Source organism: Endozoicomonas euniceicola (assembly GCF_025562755.1).
Lineage (GTDB): Bacteria > Pseudomonadota > Gammaproteobacteria > Pseudomonadales > Endozoicomonadaceae > Endozoicomonas_A > Endozoicomonas_A euniceicola.
Map to the genome: position 1 here is coordinate 6,180,880 of NZ_CP103300.1, position 19,152 is coordinate 6,200,031.

11 protein-coding genes are annotated in these 19,152 nt (G+C 50.2%); 3 read left to right on the forward strand and 8 right to left on the reverse strand.

Going from position 1 to position 19,152, the window contains the following annotated elements; genetic code table 11:
* Positions 1-169 precede the first annotated feature (169 nt).
* The gene (locus NX720_RS25345) at positions 170-6,631 is read left to right on the forward strand and encodes an Ig-like domain-containing protein (RefSeq protein WP_262598386.1); all 6,462 of its coding nucleotides are present in this window, start codon (positions 170-172) and stop codon (positions 6,629-6,631) included.
* A 104-nt stretch (positions 6,632-6,735) separates the two neighbouring features.
* On the forward strand, positions 6,736-7,008 hold the full coding sequence (locus tag NX720_RS25350; RefSeq protein ID WP_262598387.1) for an HU family DNA-binding protein: 273 nt from the start codon (positions 6,736-6,738) through the stop codon (positions 7,006-7,008).
* 85 nt (positions 7,009-7,093) lie between these two features.
* Here NX720_RS25350 and NX720_RS25355 read toward each other — a convergent pair whose 3' ends face one another.
* The 7 genes from NX720_RS25355 to NX720_RS25385 form a co-directional block, all read right to left on the reverse strand.
* Positions 7,094-7,423, reverse strand: coding sequence for a helix-turn-helix transcriptional regulator (locus NX720_RS25355; protein WP_262598389.1), 330 nt, complete (start codon positions 7,421-7,423; stop codon positions 7,094-7,096).
* A 310-nt stretch (positions 7,424-7,733) separates the two neighbouring features.
* Positions 7,734-8,966: a glycosyltransferase family 9 protein gene (locus NX720_RS25360; RefSeq protein ID WP_262598390.1), complete on the reverse strand. Its 1,233-nt coding sequence runs from the start codon at positions 8,964-8,966 to the stop codon at positions 7,734-7,736.
* 4 nt (positions 8,967-8,970) lie between these two features.
* Complete coding sequence (locus NX720_RS25365) at positions 8,971-10,239, reverse strand: GtrA family protein (RefSeq protein ID WP_262598391.1); 1,269 nt, start codon at positions 10,237-10,239, stop codon at positions 8,971-8,973.
* Positions 10,240-10,700: 461 nt separating this feature from the next.
* Positions 10,701-12,122 carry a glycosyltransferase family 39 protein gene (locus NX720_RS25370; protein WP_262598392.1) on the reverse strand — a complete coding sequence of 474 codons (1,422 nt, stop codon included), beginning with the start codon at positions 12,120-12,122 and terminating at the stop codon, positions 10,701-10,703.
* A 138-nt stretch (positions 12,123-12,260) separates the two neighbouring features.
* Positions 12,261-12,431 (reverse strand): XapX domain-containing protein, encoded by a 171-nt coding sequence (locus NX720_RS25375; protein ID WP_262598393.1) that lies wholly within the window; start codon positions 12,429-12,431, stop codon positions 12,261-12,263.
* A gap of 130 nt (positions 12,432-12,561) precedes the next feature.
* Positions 12,562-15,657 carry an efflux RND transporter permease subunit gene (locus NX720_RS25380; RefSeq protein WP_262598394.1) on the reverse strand — a complete coding sequence of 1,032 codons (3,096 nt, stop codon included), beginning with the start codon at positions 15,655-15,657 and terminating at the stop codon, positions 12,562-12,564.
* Positions 15,657-16,727: an efflux RND transporter periplasmic adaptor subunit gene (locus NX720_RS25385; RefSeq protein ID WP_262598395.1), complete on the reverse strand. Its 1,071-nt coding sequence runs from the start codon at positions 16,725-16,727 to the stop codon at positions 15,657-15,659. Before NX720_RS25385 ends, NX720_RS25380 begins: the two co-directional genes overlap by 1 nt.
* 182 nt (positions 16,728-16,909) lie before the next feature.
* Here NX720_RS25385 and NX720_RS25390 point away from each other — a divergent pair, with 182 nt between their 5' ends.
* Positions 16,910-17,953 (forward strand): phospholipase A, encoded by a 1,044-nt coding sequence (locus tag NX720_RS25390; protein WP_262598396.1) that lies wholly within the window; start codon positions 16,910-16,912, stop codon positions 17,951-17,953.
* Between the two features lie 89 nt (positions 17,954-18,042).
* Here the strand turns inward: NX720_RS25390 and NX720_RS25395 are convergent, their stop codons facing one another.
* Positions 18,043-18,687, reverse strand: coding sequence for a DUF3313 domain-containing protein (locus NX720_RS25395; protein ID WP_262598397.1), 645 nt, complete (start codon positions 18,685-18,687; stop codon positions 18,043-18,045).
* Between the last annotated feature and the right edge of the window lie 465 nt (positions 18,688-19,152).

Below are 19,152 nucleotides of genomic sequence, written 5' to 3' on the forward strand. Positions count from 1 at the left end.
CCTGAATGACCCGGGTCGAGTAAAGGTATGAAGTTTGTACAGGTACACCTACCTGTGTTGCTGAATGAAATTTCAGAAAAAGAGGTTTGATGAAGAATACTGACTCATCAGCCATGTTAAAAATTTTGACAAGAAGTTGTCAGCAGTTTAATGATTGTCGAGGTTAAAAATGGCCCCAGCTAATAATCCAGAGAGTGCACCGGTTTTTTTCGTAGGCGTCAAAGGTGACGTAACCATCAAGGACGAGACCGGTAATAAAATCAAGCTTAAGAAAGGCGACAAAATACCTGTCGACGCCAGAATCATTGTCGGCGATGGTGGCAAAATTGTCTTTAAGCAAGAAAACAAAACTCTGAAGTATGAAAGCCAGGGCGAAGCCAGCCTCAGCAACGCATTGACGGAATCTTCTGATGCGTCTCAGGACCCCGGCCTGGAAACTCTGGTCGAAGCTGCTGAACAGATCATTACCACCCCCGACAGACCTTCTCAGGACAGACCTTCCCAAGAGATAGCTGCCCAGCAGCCTCTGGCAAAACCTGTTGTGCGTGCAGATGCATCGACACTCACTCCAACACCTGCCAAAGAAGGAATATTGGAACCTCCTTTCATTGTGCCTACCGACAGGAAAGTAAATACCCAGTCTGATGCCTCTGAAATTGTAAAAGAAATGGCAGAACAGATTGCCGCCAGAGGTGACGCTCTTGGAGCCTCAACAACAGAATCTGAGGAAGTATTATCTTCTGTCGGCGAAACCTTAACATTAGAGCACAATCATAAGCACATCGCTCATGATGAAACACCTTTACCTCCGGCGGCTCCAGCCGTCACTTCATTTGCACCCAATACAGGCTCAGGTGATGACAATATCACCTCAGAAAAAGAGCTAACCATCAGTGGTGTAGCCCCGACTGGCACTCAGGTAACCCTGCTCTGCGATGATGTGGTGATAAAACAGGGGATTCAGGTATCCAGCCAGGGACAATGGTCAACCCAGTGGAATACAGGGAAAGACGGCAGTTTTACATTAACCGCCACCGCCTCCAGTGGCACTGCCAGCAGTGCGCCTTCAAGCGCCTTCTCTGTGCAGGTTGATTCTAAACCGCCTGCTTTGGAATTCGATCATCCAGCCAGTGATGACAACTATAACTTCGTCACTTATAACAAAGCAGCCATTATCACAGGTACTACCGCACCGGGCCAGACATTTACCCTGACTCAGGGGAATAACAGCTGGAAAATAACAGCCGACGACAAAGGTACATGGTCACAGGCTGTGGCAAACCTGAACGATGGATTAACAGAGTTCAGCGCATCAATGGTCAGCGCTGCCGGTGTCGAAGTTACTGAAACAGCAAAACTGCTGGTTCGGTCTACACCTTACGATTTTAAAATTCAGCCAGATACTGGTACCAGCGACACTGACAGCATAACCAATTCAGAAGATCTGCTGCTTACCGTCAAATCACAACCGGATGCAACGGTGGTGCTTACCATTCTGGGTAAAGACATTAAATCAACGGTCAATAAGGACGGTCAGGCAGAGTTCAAAGTTACCCTGGCTGGAGACGATATCTATACCTGTCAGTTAAAAACCCTCTATGCCGACAATGGCGGTGAATCCGACACGGTAGAAGAATCCATAACTCTCGACACCACCCCGGCAGCTTTCAATCTTGACCAGCTTCAGACTACCTATAAAGTTCCTGACATCAGCTTTAGTGGTCAATGTAAGGAGAACGGCAGTACTGTCTCAATCAAACTCGTCAATGTTTTCAAACCCGGGGTCAGCGTTTCCACAACAGCAACGGTGGAAAACGGGACTTTCAACGCCACGGCGACGGTTCCCGAGCAAGGCCAGTACCGGGCTGAAGTCACCATTGTTGATGCCGCCGGTAATACGAGTTTTCCTCAGGACTACCCCTTCGAGTATCAGCCTCCCAAACCTGAGCTGATTATTCAAACCCGCCCGGACGACTCATCAAGTAATGCTAATCCGGAATGGACGGGTACATTCCCTCACGAGGGTAAGCTGGAAATTAGCTTCGCAGGCAAAACAGACACCATCACGGTTAAGAGCGATAACACCTGGAGCTACCAGTTCAGTGATGCATTCGACTTCGCTCGACATACTGTCACCTTCACTGGCAGCCAGGCCGGGTTGGCAGGCACTGCAATAGAACAGGATTCATTCACAGTTTTAATGCCCACAATGCAGCTGACAATAAACGAAGCGCCGACAGAGCGTACAAACCTCACCAAAACTGAATGGAAAGGTTCTGGCGCAGCGCCCAATGCCAAGGTTACCCTGACCCTGACCCCCACTAAAGGGGATGTCGTTGAGGAAACCGTTGATGCCGATGACCAGGGATTTTTTGCTATAGCTCTAAGCCTGATTGAAGGTAGCTACAGCACTGCCCTGACTGCTACGGTCGGTGGTTATCAGGATTCCAGTCTCATTGGCGACAATGTCACCATTGACCGCACTGGCCCTGTTATGGAAGTCGACCCCGGCTTCAAACCAATAGCAGGCAACAACACTATGACCGGTACAGCTACCGACAAATTCGGTAACCCGGAACCCAATGGCAGCGTGGTCGTTCATTTAAATAATGGACAGTCTTATGTCGGTTCGATTAAAGCAGGTCATTTCAGCATCGAGCTGAAAAATCTTTCCCTCGACAACACCTATGTCGCCGAGATCATCGGCAGCGATGATCTGAATAATATCGGCAAAATTAAGCACGCAACCTTCAAAACACCTCCTCTGCCAACAATGTCTCTGACACTGGATACAGAACCGGCGGATCGTATTGACACCGCCCAGACCCAGTGGAAAGGTTCCGGCGCAGCGCCTAATGCCACAGTCACACTGACCCTGAAGACAACAGCCCAGGGCAGTGAGATAAAGAACACCGTCACTGCGGATAACAAGGGTGAGTTCCTCTTTAAAGTCACTGGCCTGACTGAAACCAGCTACACCCCGGAGCTGAGCGCTACCGCCAGCGGCTACCAGGATGCCAGCCTGACCGGCAAGCTCCTCACCGTTGACACCACCGGTCCCGTGCTGACACTCGACCCGAACGTCATGACGTCTCTCAAGGCGACCAGTAAAAGTCTTCTCCTCTCCGGCAGCTCAACCGACCAGAACGGTAAAGTGACCGCCACCCTGGGGAGCAAGACCTATAACGGCATCATCACTGGCGGCCACTTCACCGTCAAAGTCACCGGCCTGCTCCCCGGCAAGCACTATAACGTTAAGCTGGTCGGCACCGACGATGTCGGTAACAAAGGCCAGGAGGTGTCTAAGGACTTCCAGGTCCCGCCCCTGGGCAACATGTCCCTGAAGCTGGATACAGAACCGGCTGACCGTATCGCCACCACTCAAACCCAATGGCAAGGTTCCGGCGCAGCGCCTGATGCCAAAGTCACCCTGACCCTGAAGCCGGCCCGGGGCAGTGAGATAACAGACACCGTCATTGCGGATAACAAAGGTACGTTCGCCTTCAACGTCAGCACCCTGACTGAAACCAGCTACACCCCGGAGCTGAGCGCTACCGCCAGCGGCTACCAGGATGCCAGCCTGACTGGCAAGCTCCTCACCGTTGACACCACCGGCCCCGTGCTGACACTCGACCCGAACGTCATGACGTCTCTCAAGGCGACCAGTAAAAGTCTTCTCCTCTCCGGTAGCTCAACCGACCAGAACGGTAAAGTGACCGCCACCCTGGGGAGCAAGACCTATAACGGCATCATCACTGGCGGCCACTTCACCGTCAAAGTCACCGGCCTGCTCCCCGGCAAGCACTATAACGTTAAGCTGGTCGGTACCGACGATGTCGGTAACAAAGGCCAGGAGGTGTCTAAGGACTTCCAGGTTCCGCCTCTGGGCACCATGTCCCTGAAGCTGGACACAGAACCGGCTGACCGTATTGCCACCACTCAAACCCAATGGCAAGGTTCCGGCGCAGCGCCTGATGCCAAAGTCACCCTGACCCTGAAGCCGGCCCGGGGCAGTGAGATAACAGACACCGTCATTGCGGATAACAAAGGTACGTTCGCCTTCAACGTCAGCACCCTGACTGAAACCAGCTACACCCCGGAGCTGAGCGCTACCGCCAGCGGCTACCAGGATGCCAGCCTGACCGGCAAGCTCCTCACCGTTGACACCACCGGTCCGACGGTGTCGATCATCCCTAATTTCCAGCTGACGGCGGGATACTGCACCCTCAAGGGTAAGGCGATTGACCAGAGTGGTCAGCCTGAGCCCAAAGGCAGTGTGACCGTAAAGGTGACAGGTATTCCAAAGCCCTTTACGGGCACTATCAGCAACGGCGATTTCAGTGTCCAGATGGATGGCCTGCAACCCGGCAAGACCTATGACCTTAGCCTGACTGCGACCGATGAATTGCAAAACACTGGCCTATCAGTGGAGAAAAGTTTTTCCCTACCAGGAGTACATGCCCCGCAGGCTTATGACTTTGCGGTGACTTCTCTAAAAAGTGACACTGATAGTATCGTTATCAGAGGTACTCACCCTCTCGAAAACGGCAGGGTGTCAGTCCATCTGTCGAGTGACATCATAAAAAAAGCAGGATCAAAAAATCAGGGCATAATTACACAAAGTGCAAAAGATCATAAATGGAATCTGCTTCTGAAAAACCTCTTCCAGGATCAAGAGGTCACTGTTCGCTTCAAGGCAATGGATGATGCTGGTACACCTCAAGAGGCAAAGTTTCTGCCTGATATCGCAGAGATTCAAGACAAGCTGATTATTGGTGGAAAGCGTGAGAGTTATTTTGACAGTCTGTCAGCTGAGAATGGTATTGGAACCTATGGAAAGCACATCTGCATTTCATACAACAAAGTCAGACTTGGTAAAACTAAGTTTCCCTCAAAATACGTAACTCTGGCTTCATCAAACAGAGCTGACATTGAATATAAGATAACTTTTGACAGCAAATTGTCAAAAGGGAAGCTTTTACCGGAACACTATCAGCCTTCCAAATTAATTATAAAATACCATACGCTGGAACAGCTTGACACTGACGCTGTTGTTAGCGTCGAATCACCATCACTTCATTACACGTTTGATAATTTTCAGCCTGGGCAAGATAGTCTTGTTTCACAAACCTACCCTGCTACAGCAAAAATTTCAGGTTCTGCCGATCGAGTACAGGGGTCGATAGGCTCTGGTTTACAGCTTGGCAAAGGTGTTTTACAAGTTGAGGATTTCAAAGATCTGTTTAAAGGTAGTTATACGATCTGTTTTGACATCAAAACTTCCACACAAGCTACAAAAAGCAGCCAACTATTTCCAGCTCTTGCTGGTTACTACGACGAGACATCACCTACCGGGGCTAAAACTCACCTGTTTGGTGCCTTTAACGAAAAGGGGCAAATTGGTGTTGCTGATCATAACAACGGATTCTTTGCCGAACCTGTCGTAGCAGACAACCAATGGCATTCCGTCTGTATCAGTCGTACCCTGGTGAGCCAGAAGGCATCGACTTATCGCATGCTCATAGACGGCAAGCAGGCTGATATCTCCAAAACTGGAGACTCAGACGTTAAAAAAGAGCAAACAATTGACCATGGCACTATTTCTAACTCACCCGTCAGTGAGTACCCTGTTGAACTCCTGGGAGGTGTCACTAAATCGAACAGCCCCGATCAAGTCGAATATCTGAATGAAGCTGTTCTGGATAACTTTACAGCCTATCCAATTAGTATGGAGACACCTTATGAATCATCAGCTTACGCTCATGTTCACTGGAACTGCAGTAATGGAGGCGCTTGTTTCTACAACAGCGAATTCCCTGCCGGTCTGATGATTAAGGAAATGATGGAGAGCAGGCTCACACCTCACAGCCCTCTTTACCTGCAACTCAAGAACAGTGTTGCAAATAAATCATTTACAACAAGCTTTACCGTCAAGTACCAGGGTAAAGAGCTTGATCCTCAAGATTCGTCTGTCGCTGGTGATAATGTTTACAAGTTAGACAGCGTCTCTGCTAAAAGCCTTGCAACTGTATCGGTACAACCTGCTGATCCAGCCGCTGCACACAAATTTGAGCTGCACTTTGATCGTACTGAATCCGATCTAATCAAAGGTGCATCAATGCCTGACGGCATCATTAAATTTGACTCGTCTGTGTCGCCACTGGGTAGCGGCATTAGTTTTGGTGTCGGAAAAAATCAGTCTCACTCACCTTCCAATAAAGACCCGAATCTTATTTTAGAGGCCCGGCATCTTGTCACAGAGGCAGATACCACAATCAATAATTATGATATAAAGCACTCGATCATAAACCTGGATGGTTTGCAGGCACTCAAAGGGATCGCTCAAGCTGATGATTTTAGCAATAAGCTGCTCAAGCTTATGAGTGAAAGCTCTGCGGAAAGTGATGCAAATCAGGTAAAACTCATGACCCCTTGCACACAATCAGAGAACGGTGACTCAACTTGCACTAATAATCCCCTGTCCACAACCCACCCAACCTCTAAGGCCTTAACGGACAAAACTTGCACAACTGACACAACTGACCCTCTGGTCACTATTAATACTGTTGAAAACAATCCGGCGATAGCTCTTCAGCTGAATGGGGAGGTCACTTATTATCAGCACACTTAACTCTATTCCTGCTTAATCAGGAATTCTGGTTCTCGGGTTATGACTTTTCTGGTTATAACCCGGGATTCTTGTTCCACTCACAGGTAATAAATCCGAGCTTGAACATGAACAAGAAAGAACTTGTCGAACAGGTGGCCGACCGTTCTGGTTTATCAAAAAATAAAGCAGTTCTGGTCGTCAATACCTTTATACACCAGACTCAGGACTCTCTTGCTATGGGAGATGCCCTGCAGCTGATTGGCTTTGGTACATTTTCGATAACGGACCGGGCAGCCCGAAAAGGGAGAAACCCGCAAACAGGGCAGGAAATACATATACCTGCCTGTAAAATGCCTCAGTTCAAACCAGGCAACAAACTCAAAGAAGCTGTTAAGTAAATTTTCTTAGTCACAAAAAAAACAGGGCAAATCTCAATGATTCTGCCCTGCACATGAATAATAAAAATAGCGTGAAGTATTCTAATCAGGCCATAGCCTTCATGACATTAAGAATGGCTCGTTTTTTCTTCAGATTCATCCGGTTTAATGCACGCAGAATTTCACTATCGACTTCCGTATCACAAATGGAATCAACCGGTGATGTCAGGTATTGATTTCCCCGCCCTGTAGCCACCCATTCAAAAGAAATTTCCAGAATTTCAGCCATTTTACGCAGATTTTCCAGACTCGGGCTGCTCATTTCTGTTTCCCACTGTGCCAGTGCACTGCGGGAAACCCCAATCAAATCAGCCAAAGCCTGTTGCGATAATCGTTTTTCCTTGCGCGCTCGCAAAATTCTTGTTGTCAGGTTCATCCATGAACTCTCGTATACGAAAATTAAACCTCTTATTAAAAATCAGTGTAACACATCATCCGGTAATGAAATGTTGCGATTAAGCCCCTATAAATCACGCCTTAGGGTGGTAGCAATCTGAAATATACCGGATTTTTAGCTGTTGGCTCTTGGCTTTTAGCTGTTGGCTCTTGGCTGTTGGCTGTTGGCTGTTGGCTATTAGCTGACTGACCAACAGCCAGCAGCCAAGAGCCAAGAGCCAAGAGCCAAGAGCCAAGAGCCAAGAGCCAAGAGCGGAGCAGTATATTCCAAGCTTCAGATTCCCGATAAATCACGCTTTCTGCTGCGTGATTATATGAGCATCCAGCGTTGGCTTCAGGGTGTTGATCACATCATCCACACTGATCGCTTTCAGGCACTGGTTATCAAAACAGGTGGTCTTACGATGGTTCCCCGCACTGACACAGGGAGAGCAGGCCAGTCCCGCATAAATAGGTGTTGAGTTACCCAGAGCCCCGTAAAGCTTTGGCGTTTCCGGACCAAAAATAACAAAGGTTTTAAGATCAGTCACCGACGCAAAGTGTGGTGGCCCAGAGTCATTCGACAGCATAAGGTAGGAAACCGAATACAGTGGTACCAGCTCTGCAAAAGTAAACACGCCGGCACTATTAACACAACGTTCATGCCCAACCATCTGCTTAAGTTCTTCAGCCCCGCTTTTTTCAGCAGGCGCACCGGTAATCACTACCAGAATATCCTGATAGTCATTCAGTACCCGGCTGATAACACTGGCGTAACGTTCCCGCATCCAGCGCCGCTGCGGCAACAGATCACTGGCATTTGGGTTGACCAGCATTATTCTGAATGTGTCAGTACTGAAATCTGGCTTCAAATCCACCAGTTTGCTCAGTACCGACTGCTTAAGCGGTTCATCCACCTCAGCACGGGCCAGTTCGATGTCATTCTGATCCAGCAGTTTTCTCTGGTAAGGTTGCCCTTTCTCCCCAAGACAGGCCTGAACCAGCGCCATAAAGTTAAGGGAAATATGGTGATGAGGGTTATACATAACCGGGTGAGTCAGGAAGTTTCCCCGATACAAACCCTCTTCATGAACACCGTGATAACCCGTGCGATTCACCGCCCCGGAGAGTCGTGACAACAACGCCGTAAAACGTGAAAACAGCTCCAGGTCGATGGTCGTATCAATCTTACGCTGACGGCACCAGACCAGAAAATGCAGACTGTCAAAGGCCAGCGTAAATAAACTGTCTGGCCGAATCGTAAAAATCTGCTCAGCAGGAATCGTGCTCAGCAGCTTCAGGCTGGCCGCATTTTTTTTAAAAATAACAAAGTGCAGTGTTTTGCCCTGATCTTTTAGCCAGCGCATCGCCGGGTCGGCCAGAATCGCGCTGCCCATTTCAGACAGCTCAATAAACAATACATTCTCAGGCTGTTTTTCCTTTGGCCTGAAAATCAGCTCTTTAACCTTAAACAACAGCTTCAACAGAAAACACAACGGCACACCAACATAGTGGTCGATTACCCTCATGGTATCTACTTTCATGGGACTACCCTTCCCTTACACTGGCATCTCTACCAGTGGCAAAAATAAACACAGACGCAAACGTAAAATTAAACATCATACCCGCCAGAACACCCGCAACCATTGCCAGCATCTTAAAGTCCGCAAAGAATGGAACAAACTTCGTCAGCAGGTAATAAGAACCCCAGTTTGGCAGGAAGCTGACCATACACATGGACAGATACTTGATCCACTGGGGAGCCTTCTTCCTTTTTTCCACATGGCTGAAGGTAAACGTCCGGTTCCAGAACCAGTTCCAGCTCGCTGCGACCCAGTAAGAGCCGCCACGGGCCACCAGGTGTGGAATACCCAGCGCAACCGACAGCAACCAGTAAACGCCCATATCAACCACAAACCCGGTCGCGCCCACAAGGCCAAACTTAACCAGCCGCTGAACCAGCTTATAGAGTTTATTGACCAGAGTGCCTTCAACAAACAGGTCTGCCTCAACATAATCCTTGTAAAGGGTAAACAGCGTCACCAGTGCCAGCACCAGGGAAAGGCCAGCCAGGGCATATTGCCAGTAAATCAGGAACGGGAAATACTCCTGAAAACCATTGTCATAAAATGGCAGGAAGACCGCACAGACGCCGGTCAAAAAAAGCATAAACAGGCGTGATTTCAAGCCAGAACCGATTCTGTCAGCCAGCGTAGAACCGATAACCGCTGCCAGGATTCCTACCCAGATTCCCCAGACCAGATCCTGCGGCCAGTGGGCTCCGACAACGATACGTGAAAAGGCAACCAAGGCACCAAACAGTAACACCCACCAGCGAGCTGCCCCCTTGTAATGCGCCAGAACCAGCCCTACCAGAAGAAAAACAGTGCCGGTATGCCCGGAAGGCAACGACTGTTTGCGCACCGTTGGCCCGATAATGTTCAGCATTTCGGTTCCCAGTTCACCGGCAGGGCGCAATGAGTCAACCATGGATTTACCGCAATGGATTAAAACAGCTCCTGTCAGCATGGTCAGGATAACGGCCAGTTGCTGCCTGGGCTTCATCACAAACAGCAGCATGGTCAGGGGAAAGAGAAAGAAGCCGTCACCAAAGTTGGTGAGAACCACCCACAGGGCATCACTACCAACGGTATTGGCAGGATTATTCAGCCAAAGAAAGGTTGACTGGTTGATGCTGTCAAAATGAAAGACCAGGGCGAAGGGCAACAGTAGCAAAGTAGCCCATTTCAACAGACGGAAGTACGGATTTTGATCAGATAAAAAAGTCTGGAGCATTCCTTGTTGTCTCGTGGGCATGGAATAGTGGAGCGTCATTATAACAATCGCGGTATTTGAAGAAAGTGAACTTGGAACAAACGAGTATAATTGCCATAAAACCTCCCGCCAGCCATCCAGTCTGACATAGATAAGTAGGCATTCACGCTCTGTTAAATAGGAAAATGCCGCCATTACATAGCCTGGCAAAAAGCTGCTTGTAAACGCGGCACATTCATTGGATGCCATTCAGCGAATGGCTATTTCCCAGCTAAGGGGCGCAGCATTCAATAACTTACCGGGCTTTTGGCTGTTGGCTGTTGGCTATTAGCTGCTCATACAGCCAACAGCCAACAGCCAACAGCCAACAGCCAACAGCCAACAGCCAACAGCCAACAGCGGTATATTATGTTCTGCTGCTTCCCTAAAGGCTATTTCCCAGCTAATGGCTATTTCCCAGCTAATGGCTATTTCCCAGCTAATGGCTATTTCCCAGCTAATGGCTATTTCAACTCCGGAGCACAGTAGTAAAACTGGAAGCGGTTAACCTCAACACCATCGACACCCGTATTGAGAACATCCCGAAGCTGGCAGACAATACCTGCTTTCTCATAACGTCCATCCTCGGGGATGGAACGGTTATCACGGATCAAGATGCCACGGCTGTCAGAGTCAGGCCTACCGTACCAGAAATCGAACTGGGAAACCCTGCCGCTAATGACCTGCACCGGCAAAGGATAGGCATACCAGGCAATACGGCTGGCACGCACCCAGTTATCCACCAGCAGCACCGGCTCATCACTGCCCGTTTCCTGCCGAACTTCTTCCAGCAGCTGCCGGGCATGAACCGCAGCCTGCTTCCAGCCCACCAGGTCTTTAATGGCTCCCTTCATAAACGGGAACGTTGACAGGGGCATAAAGGCAAGAAACGCAAAAACAAAAGCAATAATACCGACAGAAAGCACACTGGAAACCAGCGTCAGGATTTTAACCCACAGTTTCTCCCAGCTCAGGCAAATCCAACAGGCACTGAGAGGTGCCAGAACCGTCCACATCATTGCAGGCCAGTTAGGTAATACAGCATCACCTCCGGCAGAATAAGCCACAACCAGCAGGCCCGGCCAGGCACTCCAGATGATCAGCCAGGCTGCTGGCCTGTGTTCCTGAGGAAAGCGACCACGCAGTACACTGATAACAACGGCAATGCCAGCCACGTAAGCGAGAAGACTGTATAACAACATCTGACCGGCCTGCATACCCAGTGCATCCTTCAGGGACCAGACACTGACTTCAATGCCCCGGTCCAGCTGATAAGCAAAGGAAGCCCAGTCGTGCTGAAAGTTCCAGATCAGTACCGGCGAAATCAGGATAAGGGCGATACCCGCCGCCAGCCAGGGACCGGGTTGCCGCAACCAGCGCCACCCCAGGCGCTGGAACATAAAACCTATCAGACCAATAGGCAGAAAGAGTGCCGTATACTTGGACAGTCCGGCCAGGCCATAAAGTCCACCGAGAACCATCCAGTCGACTACCCGGTTGTGCAGATACAGCCGCCAGGTCACTTTAACCGCCAGCAGTGCAACCACCATCAACGGCAGGTCCGGAACCATTCCCCAGCCCATCAGTTGCAGGATAGGCGCTGTATTCAGCAGGAACACAGCGACAAGCCCGATTCTGCCGGATTCATCGTTGAACATGGTTTTGCAAAGGCGCAGAACCACAGCGCTGGACAATGCGTACAACAGCGCAGGGATCAGTCGAATGGTAAACTCGTTATAACCCAGTGGCGCAATCAACAACTGCAACCAGCCAACCATGGGTGGGTGGTCAAAATAACTCAGGCCAGGATGCAGGGCATACAACGCATAATGGGCTTCATCAACGCCCAGGGGAAGGCCGGAGGCCAGTGCCAGATGCACAGCCATTACCGCAAGAATAATTAACCAAGATGTGAGCTGCCGGTTCGACTCTGCCATTCTGTCAACGCTCGAAACAAATCCAAACGCGCAGTTTAATGGGCTGAACCATTTTAAACAATTGTTTTAGGCCTTGCCGCCCTGGAATCAGGACGCCAGATGCTTTATTAAAAGCTGGAAAGCTTCATGCCCCAGATAGACACCGACAATTCCCATCACACCAGGCAACACCGGCGGTGCGGGTATCGGTAATTTTAAGAAGCTGAAAAGAACCCCAACAATAAATCCGGTGAAAGTCGCAAGCAGAACTTCGGTCATGGTTCAACACGTTAGCGGTTATGAATATTACTCCAATAATAGTCGATAAAAAAACAGTCAAAGATTTCCAGCTCAGAAAACAAAAGCGACTGAAGTCACACAACTTCAGCCGCTATTTATCAGGCCAGATTCATTGCGGAGCAATGGTTTCCGGGGTCAGGCTGCTGGTCCGTTCTGGCTTACCGAACAGAAGTGAATACAGCACCGGCACAACACCCAGTGTCAACAACGTTGAAAACAGCAAGCCTGCGATAATCGCCACCGCCATAGGCTCCCACATCAATCCACCCCCCAGATAAAGCGGAACCATGCCCAAAACGGTCGTGGCGGTGGTCAGCAGAATGGGCCTTAAACGACGCTGGGCAGCGACGACAATGGCCTCCTGTATTGGCAGCTGATTCTGTTCCTGCTCAAACCTTATACGCTCAAGCAGCACAATGGCATTATTGATGACAATACCGGCCAGGGAAATCACCCCCAGCAAGGTCATAAAGCCAAAGAAGGACCGGGCTACCAGCAACCCGGCAATCACGCCAATCATTCCCAGGGGAATCGTCATCAAAATAATGAACGGTTTGCGAATGGAATTGAACTGCGCCACCAGCAGAATCAGTATGACAAAAGCCGCCAGAGGCATTTTCGCAGCAATAGCGGCATTGGCTTTACCAGAACTCTCTGCCTCTCCGCCCAGTTCAAAACGGTAGCCTGCCGGCCAGTGCGCCTGCTGCTGTTGCAACCAGGGTGTCAGCTCAGCAAAGGCTGCAGCTGCCGTTATACTGCCATCCAGCTGAGCACCGACAGAAACCACTTTAAGTGCATCCCGGCGCAGAATTTCGCCCGGTTGCCAGACTATTTCAATATCCGCCACTTGTTTCAGGGGCAGCGTTTGCCCCGTCGACTGAACAAAGACCGATAACGACTCCAGCTTGCCAATGTCCTGCCTGTCTCCTTCAGTGGTGCGCAAAATAACAGGAATGACCTCGCTTCCGTCACGGAACTGAGTCAGTTCCAGACCACTCAGGCCGGTTTGCAGCGACATGGCAATATCCTGACTGGTAACGCCTGCCCGCAATGCCCTGGGTTGATTGATGACGACCTGCAATTTCTTAATACGGGGCCCCCAGTCATCACGTATTGTCTTCAAACCCGGAACTTCGGACATCTGTTGTTTAACCTGCTGAACCAGCCGGAACAACTGATCAGTCTCCCGTCCATAGAGGCGCACTTCCACCGGATTTTTAATGGAAACACCGCTTTCTATCCTGCGGCTGCTGATTTGCAAGTCCGGAAACTGGTCAAAACCAAAGGCATCCAGCTTTTGCATCATCTCGTCAATAACCCAGTCGGAACTGGTATTCAGCACCATCAGGGCATAATTGGACCGGGCAGGTTCCGGACTGTGCTGCAGAACAAAACGGCTGCCTCCGGAACCGATATGGCTGACCCAACTGGTGACCCCTTCGTGGCGTTCACCGGAAACCGTCAGTTCTTCAGCAATAAAGCGATCCAGCTCATTCACGACTGCCTGCGTTCTGTCAATGCTGGTTCCCGGAGGAAGCTGCAACTCTGTCTTAAAATAGAGGCGATCCGAGGCGGGGAAGAAAATCTTCGGCACATACTGAAACGCATTCATCACAGCCACAAACAACAGAATCACCACGCCCAGTGTTACCAGACGATGAGCCAGCAATCCTTCCAGCAAACGACGGTAAACGTTATAAATGCCCCGGGTATAATCTGCCGGTTGTGGCTTGACCTTCAGGAACATCACGCACAGCAGAGGAATCAGGGTCAGTGATAACACCCAGGAACACAGCAGCGTGATCGTCACTACCAGAAACAGGGAAGCCGTAAACTCACCCACGGCGGACTCGGCCAGATAAATGGGCAGAAAGGCAGCCGCTGTCGTTAATGAAGACGTCAGCAGTGGTATCTTCAACTCACCCGCCGAATCAACCGCAGCCTCAACCGGCTGCTTGCCTGCCTGCATCTGCACCATGGTGTTCTCTGCCATAACAATGCCATTATCCACCAGCATCCCCAGGGCAATAATCAGCGCCGCCAGTGAAATCTGGTCAAGACCGATCCCCATCAGTGACATCACCAGCATCGCAGCAATCATGCTGGCTGGAATCAGGGTGGCGACAATTAACCCGGTTCGGGGGCCAAGGCTGAACAGCATAACCGCCGACACCACCAGCACCGCCTGCATCAGGTTAGAGACAAAATCATTCACTTTGTTTTTCACCTCCTCAGGTGAAAAATGCATCAGCCCAAAGTTTATGCCTAGCGGATAAATCTCCTGCAACTGCACCATGGCAGCTTCAACCTGCTGCCCCAGCTGAATGTTATTTCCTCCTTCCCGCATGGCAATGCCTAAAGCCAGCGCTGGCACACCAGAGGCTTTAACAAGACTTCGAACCGGGTCAACATAGCCACGCTCAATCGTGGCAACATCGTCCAGGTGCAACACTCTGTCACTGCCCGGTACCGGAATAACTGTCTGACGAATGTCGTTAACACTTTCAAAATTGCCCGTCGGTTCCAGTTCAATGCGTTCATGACGCAGATTGATGGCACCACCGGGGACAACAATATTCCGGCTGCTCAGTTGCTGCATCAGCAAACCCGGAGATAAGCCAAGCTGACCAAGGTGATCATTGTCATAGCGAATAAAAATACGTTCTTCCTGGGCACCATAAATCTCTACCTTGGCGACTTCCGGTAAGCGCAGAAACTCATCACGGACATCATCAGCAATGCTCTTCAGCTCACGGTAAGAAAAATCCTCACCGGTCAGGGTCACCATCACCCCGAACACCTCGCCAAACTCATCATTGACAACAGGACCAATGGTACCTTCAGGCAACTCACCGGCAATGCCTTCCATTTTACGGCGCAGGCTGTCCCATATCGGGCGCATATGGGTATAGCGCTCCTGAATATTGACGGTGACAATTGACGTACCGGTCTGGGATGAACTTTTGACAAAATCCAGCTCCGGAATTTCCCGGACCGCTTTTTCAATTTTGTCGGTAATCAGGGTCTCTACCCGTTCAGGGCTGGCACCGGGAAACTGGGTAATCACTTTGGCGACACGAATAACAAACCCCGGATCATAAGCCCTGGGAAGATTCTGGTAAGCCTGCAGGCCAGACAGCACCAATACCAATAACATAACCAGTGTCGTTCGATTATTGACGATTGCAGCGCGGGTTATAGACATCACAGTTCTCCCTCAGTCCATTTTACCCTCATGCCATCCACCATCTGACTCATACCAGCAGTGACAAGCTGCTCACCGGCAACAAGGCCCGAAGTGACTTCGATACCTGAAGCCAGTAATCGCCCCGTTTGCACGGGGCGACGCAACACCACCCCAACACCCGCCTCTGCCGCTTCAACCAGATAAACAAAACGTCCGTCGTTGTCTTCCTGTACCGAATGCGCCGGTATAACCAGCCAGTCACTGTCAGGCAATGACTGTTTAATGACCACGTCGGCACTCATACCGGGTAAAATCCGGCTGCCGAGAGGGTTAGCGAGAAGAAAGGTGACGGTATAAGTCTGGCTGCCACTGTCGGGCTCGACGGCAAAGGCCGATAGTTGCAAGGGAAACGCCTTATCGCCCAGGCCATCAAAACGCGCACTGTAACGTAAAGGCTGGCGCTCTTGCTGAGCACTGGTAATCACACTCTCCGGCATTTCGACCTTAATCAGCAATGACGACAGGTCGTGTAACACCATTATGTCCTGTTTGGCCGACACTTCTTCGTAGTTATCCGCATAAACCCTGGCCACCCGACCACTGAAAGGTGCCCGTAGCCGGGTATAGGCTTTCTCCTGCCGGGCGGTTTCCAGCTGCGCTGTGGCTGTGCTTAATTTAGCTTTCAGGCTATCAACGTCAGCCCGGGCAATAGCCCCTTTGCCAATCAGCTGAACGGCTCTTTCATAATCCGCTTTCGCCGCCTCATAACTGGCCTGCCGGTCTTTCAGACGGATATCGAAATCAACGGGCTCCAGTGCGGCAACCACCTCCCCGGCAAGAACAGCGCTACCGTCTTTGACAGACAGTGCAGCGAGGCGACCCGACACCCTGAAGCTAAGACTGGCCTGCTGGACAGCTTCGACGACACCGGGAAAGGTTTTCTGTAATCCGGCGTCTGAATGCGACACGGTTACAGAGCGAACAGGACGAAGTATTTCCTGTGGTTCAGACACCGTCTGATCACAACCTGACAGCAAAGTAGCCGCCAGAAACGCGAAGGGAAAAGAAAGCAATGATTTTCTGGCCATTGGCATCGACCCATATTGTTATTAGTAGCTGTGGGCAACAGCATACCAAATCCTGCATATATATCGACACTGTTGTATAAACGGGCATTTGAAAATGGATATCTGGAAGGTTCTGCTAAAAGGCTGTAGAGTTTCACTAGCTCGACAACATCATAAACCATAGCTGCGATGGGTCAGTAGCAATGAGATCAAGAAAAAACAAACATCGTCTGTCCTATTTTTTACTGCCTCCCCTGTCATTATCTGCATTGAACAGCTACGGCGAATCCCTTGAGCAATGCCTGCTCAGGTTTGCCATGAAAGGGGATGCCAGCATGACGCTGTCTGAAGTCCGGTCACAGTGTGAAGCATTACAACAGGAATCGTTTGACGTGGTGATTACCGGCCAGCAGCCCCCCGCAGATAAAACAAGTTCCGTTGACAAGAGGATCGCCAGTGAAAAATCGGTCACCAACAACCGGTTCGTGATCACGCCACACAAGCCGAATTATATTCTGCCCGTGTCTTATGTTTCCTCAACCAACCCAAAACCCTATGAACCCTATAACGCACGGGTTCCCGATATTGACAATACCGAGATCAAGTTCCAGATAAGCCTCAAAGCCCCCGTCTGGGAAGGGGTTTTCAATGGCTATGGCACACTGTACGCCGCCTATACCAACACCTCCTGGTGGCAGGCCTATAACAGTAAAGAGTCTGCGCCGTTCCGGGAAACCAATCACGAACCGGAAGTGTTTATGCTATTTCCCACAGAGTACCCACTGTTTGGTATGCAATTAAAAGCCGTGGGCTTTGGCTTCAGTCATCAATCCAATGGTCGCAGCAATTATCTCTCAAGAAGCTGGAACCGGGCTTATCTGAGTTTTCTGCTGGAAAAAGACCAGTTCTATATGGGCTTCAGGCCCTGGTATCGCTTTCCTGAAGATAAAAAAGAAGACGACAACCCCAACTCAGAAGGCGACGACAACCCGGACATCGAAAAATACATGGGCAACGGCGAGCTTTACTTCGGCTACAAGTTTAACCGGCATAACATCACCGCCATGGTGCGCAACAACCTGCGCTCTGACAATAAAGGCGCTATCCAGCTTGACTGGTCCTTCCCGCTAACCAATCGCTTCCGGGGGTATGTGCAGTACTTTAACGGCTATGGCGAAAGCCTGATCGATTATAACGTCAGCTCTAACCGTTTCAGTGTGGGGGTTATGTTGACGGACTGGCTTTGAGGGGGCTATATCGCTGTCCGTCTTCCGTTGTCCGCCGCCCGCACTTCCAACGGACAGCGGACAGCGGACAGCGGACAGCGGACAGCGATTTATTCACAGTTAGGAAAATTACGACAAAAAGCATCCATCCAGTTATCCACCAGCGGTTTCATTTCTTCGGCAGGCATCGTGCGCAAATCAGCAATATCAATAGGGCCAGCCTGCACACCGCCCACCAGAGCCGCAACCTGTTTGCCGGTGACACTGTCAACCAGCTCACCTTCTTGATAGATGTTCAGCATTTTATCCCGTTCTCCCGTCAGCTCGCCCACGCCATTAATGACCAGCGCCCAGGGCAGGATCTGATAGGGTTTTAATGGCTTCAGGTCGGTTTCCGCGCCGGTAATGGCCACCCGCATACGCAGGGTGCGCTCACCGGGAGTGACCGTCAGTTCATAGTGCTTGCCCATCCGGTAGTTGAGCTGATTGGTAAAGTAGCTTTGCAGTTTTTTATAACGCTCGGGGTTTACCTGCCATTTCTGCAATATCTCATCAGAAACATGAATGGTTACAGGGTTGACAATCAGGCGATCATATTTAGCCAGTTTCGACTCACTGGCGGTAAAACCGAGAAACTGCTCTTTTTCACCAGAAGGTAATAATTCCAGTTTCTGGTAACGGCTCAGAAAGCCGCTGTGATTCTTAATTCCCGGACGACTTCCACAACCCGCCAGTATAATAACTGACAAAATCATCAACAGACTTCCCATCCTGACCATGTTATTGCCTCTATGGCTGTTACTTTGTGCCTATGATGGCAAATCCCGCATATCTCCTCAAGCAGTCAGAACTGCAGTATTTACCCATTAACCGCCCCTGCGCATTTTTACATCCAGATCAGCATTTACCAGCATCCCGATCCGGACACTTCTGGCTTTTCCTGCACATTTACCAATGGTGAGTTACTCTGTACTCTGTACTCTGTACCCGATACTGCGCAGCATTGGCCTGAGCCGTGCTTCCGCCGCTGCCCTGTGTGCGTCTCCAGCCGCCTTTGAGATTATGGTGGACCCCAACCGCTTACATACTCACAGTCAGAGAGGTTTGATACTTATGCCTAATACCCCTCGTAAGAGTTTTACTTGTAATGTGTGCCGCATGCCTTTCCCTAACGCCAGATCCTTGACTATGCATATGTTGGATCATACGTTTGTACCTTC

Excerpts from the sequence above, each read along its gene's own strand:
- NX720_RS25345 (WP_262598386.1), top strand. The coding sequence starts at position 170 with ATGGCCCCAGCTAATAATCCAGAGAGTGCACCGGTTTTTTTCGTAGGC.
- NX720_RS25350 (WP_262598387.1), top strand. The coding sequence starts at position 6,736 with ATGAACAAGAAAGAACTTGTCGAACAGGTGGCCGACCGTTCTGGTTTA.
- NX720_RS25355 (WP_262598389.1), bottom strand. The coding sequence starts at position 7,423 with ATGAACCTGACAACAAGAATTTTGCGAGCGCGCAAGGAAAAACGATTA.
- NX720_RS25360 (WP_262598390.1), bottom strand. The coding sequence starts at position 8,966 with ATGAAAGTAGATACCATGAGGGTAATCGACCACTATGTTGGTGTGCCG.
- NX720_RS25365 (WP_262598391.1), bottom strand. The coding sequence starts at position 10,239 with ATGCCCACGAGACAACAAGGAATGCTCCAGACTTTTTTATCTGATCAA.
- NX720_RS25370 (WP_262598392.1), bottom strand. The coding sequence starts at position 12,122 with ATGGCTGTGCATCTGGCACTGGCCTCCGGCCTTCCCCTGGGCGTTGAT.
- NX720_RS25375 (WP_262598393.1), bottom strand. The coding sequence starts at position 12,431 with ATGACCGAAGTTCTGCTTGCGACTTTCACCGGATTTATTGTTGGGGTT.
- NX720_RS25380 (WP_262598394.1), bottom strand. The coding sequence starts at position 15,657 with ATGTCTATAACCCGCGCTGCAATCGTCAATAATCGAACGACACTGGTT.
- NX720_RS25385 (WP_262598395.1), bottom strand. The coding sequence starts at position 16,727 with ATGGCCAGAAAATCATTGCTTTCTTTTCCCTTCGCGTTTCTGGCGGCT.
- NX720_RS25390 (WP_262598396.1), top strand. The coding sequence starts at position 16,910 with ATGAGATCAAGAAAAAACAAACATCGTCTGTCCTATTTTTTACTGCCT.
- NX720_RS25395 (WP_262598397.1), bottom strand. The coding sequence starts at position 18,687 with ATGATTTTGTCAGTTATTATACTGGCGGGTTGTGGAAGTCGTCCGGGA.